The organism is Actinomyces oris (assembly GCF_001929375.1).
In the GTDB taxonomy this organism is placed as follows: domain Bacteria; phylum Actinomycetota; class Actinomycetes; order Actinomycetales; family Actinomycetaceae; genus Actinomyces; species Actinomyces oris_B.
In genome coordinates, this window is the sequence record NZ_MSGO01000072.1 from 1 (window position 1) to 2,577 (window position 2,577).

At 60.2% G+C, this 2,577-nt stretch carries 2 protein-coding genes; both read right to left on the bottom strand.

From position 1 onward, the window contains the following. Nucleotides 1–501: 501 nt before the first annotated feature. Nucleotides 502–1,107 carry a DUF6036 family nucleotidyltransferase gene (locus BKH32_RS12550; protein WP_075250336.1) on the bottom strand — a complete coding sequence of 202 codons (606 nt, stop codon included), beginning with the start codon at nt 1,105–1,107 and terminating at the stop codon, nt 502–504. Further along, nucleotides 1,097–1,564 (bottom strand): hypothetical protein, encoded by a 468-nt coding sequence (locus BKH32_RS12555; protein WP_143222844.1) that lies wholly within the window; start codon nt 1,562–1,564, stop codon nt 1,097–1,099. The genes BKH32_RS12550 and BKH32_RS12555 overlap by 11 nt, the downstream gene beginning before the upstream one ends. Nucleotides 1,565–2,577: the final 1,013 nt, after the last annotated feature.

Sequence of the window (2,577 nt, forward strand, 5' to 3'; positions counted from 1 at the left end):
TGCTGGGTGCTTTCTGACGCTGCGAGTAGCATGGATGGGCCAGCATATATAAAGTCTTAATGCACCTTCTGGTGCTGGGTGCTTTCTGACCCTGCCTCTCGGAGTGGCGTCGTTGCGCCGTTTCCAGGGGCTGGAGCGCCACCGGCTCCGCAAGCACCCGGCGGGGCCGGACGGCACCTCCCCTATTTAACCACTTTTCGGCGTCCTGACGCCAAGCGCCACCGACGCCCCCTCAGGTGCCTTCAGCCACCAGTTTCCGACGACGTCAAGCCAAAAGGTCGACGTTCCCGCCTGTGACTGCGGGCACATCCTGGTGTGGTGGGGGCGGATCTGGGCTCTGGACTCGGCGTCAGGAGCGTTTCCCACGCCGAGCCGCCTGGCCCGTCCAGCAAGTGGGTCAGGAAGGCCTCGAGCTGTCTGTCGGCGTCGGTCATCATGGTCCACTGCTCGGAGACGACGAACCCGACCGCCTCCGAGTCGAGCTCGATCACACGATCCACCTCATCCGCAGCCTGCGGTTGGCCTGGACCTTGATGTTTTACTGTCTTTCCAGTGATGAAGAAAGGACTGTGCTCGTGCCTTGGCTTCTTCGTGCTGCTCGTCTAGGAGTTCGAGAAGGTTCATGATGTCGTAAGGATTGACGATTGCGGCGTCCAGCAATGCGCCAACGAATTCTCTGTCCTTGTCGCGGTTGGCACACAATTTTGCGACGCACAGATCTTCTGGTGACAGGCAATAGCCTGTGTTACTTAGTGCGCTTCCGGCAAGAGAAGTTGCAGGTCCTGAAACAGCTATGAGGCGGTCTCTCCATCCGGAAGAGAGGATCGCAGTGGAATCGTCGACGCCGTCGATTGCGAAGCCGTGAAGTTGCTCGAAAGGAGAAAGCTCGCCAGCGACTCCCTCAATGAGATCCGCCAGTTCTTTGACGGTTTCAGGGTTGTCGTCGATGGGAAGAATGTCGATCTCGCGAGATAGTGTGGCGCGTTCCGGCAGTTCGTCCTCGGAGAAGGAGGCGAGGATGGACTGTGAGCCGAGGACGGTCACCTCGCTTCTGTTGATGATTGTGCAGGCTGTACGAATGGCGTGGTAGAGCTGCTCACGCCGCATAGTGCTTCCTCTCCCAGTAGATGACGGCCTGGCGTTGGGGCGTGCTGAGAAATCCCGCCATGGGGGAGACGTCTCGGAGCAGACAGGCGTCCTCGTCTTCGGCGCACATGCGTTCACGCATCGTTTCGATGTCGCCTGACTCTATCCATGACTTCCAGCGTTCGAGAGCCGACCGGTGCAGCGTCCCTTGAACTGAGTGTTCATTGCGTGCGATTCCGGTGACAACCTGTGGGCGCCAGGATGACGTCTCCGACCAGTTGGTGGAGGCATCGACCAGTCGGTGGAGCATGAGGCTGCGGCGTCGCGAGCGGCTGGAGGCCGCAGCGCTGTCCGGAGTGATGCTGGTGATGCCGGGGTCGAGGTCGGGGAGGGGAGTTGTGTTGTCGGGGATGTGTGGGGCCACGATCCCGAGATCCTCCAAGCCCAGGGCGCCGAGGTAGCGGGCGCGCGTGCGCAACGTAATGTCGCCTCGCGCTTCTCGTGTCTCGGTCTGAGATACGGAGACGACAGAAACCCCTAGGCGTTGTGCGAGCTCACTCTGCCCAACGCCCAGGCTGCGCCGGGCCTCCTGAATCGTAGTCACGTACTTAAGTTATAAGTTAAAGGCTGGTGTTGGCAACCGTTCTTTCGGTGGCTTCATGGTCCTGCCTCTGCGTCGCTGCTGAAGCAGTGCTGGAGGCTTATTCGCAGGGCTAGCCGGCGCCGGCATCTGCGAGGTCACAGCGTCTTTGACGGATGCTGTGAATAAGCCTCCTGGTGTGGGACATGGATGTTGGTCCACCGACGCGTTGACTGTGTCCCGCGAGTGGGTGACGAGCGGGCGGCTGGGCTCCTTGGCGCGGCCGCCTGGCTTTGCGCCTGCTGGTCGGTTCCTGTGGTATAGGCGTTTCGGTTGCGTGATGCTTGCTGGAATCCTGGGAGCTCACCTGGCACGAATCCACCTGGGGTGGAGGCCTTGGTCATCGTCGAGGAGGACGGCGCCCATGGTGGCGGGGTGGTTCGAGTCGGCTCGGAGGGCCTGTTCAAGGGGCTGGCGGTCGGACTGGCCGTTTTCCGGCGCTGTTGGCAGCCCCCGCACGGCAATTCCCGTGAATAGGCCTTCTGGTGTTGGGTGCTTTCTGACGCCGGAACTTCGGAGGAGAGGGGGTGAATACCTCAGTCTTAATGCACCTTCTGGTGCTGGGTGCTTTCTGACATGGCCATCTCCATGGCCTTCATAGTCAAGCACCTGAGTCTTAATGCACCTTCTGGTGCTGGGTGCTTTCTGACCCGCTGTCATCGAGCGGCTCTGGCGAACACTCAACGGTCTTAATGCACCTTCTGGTGCTGGGTGCTTTCTGACCTGAGCAAACCAGACTCGCCTAAAGCTTCCTGGCTCCAGTCTTAATGCACCTTCTGGTGCTGGGTGCTTTCTGACACTACCTCGCAGTCACTCATGCGCTTCGAGGGAACGTCTTAATGCACCTTCTG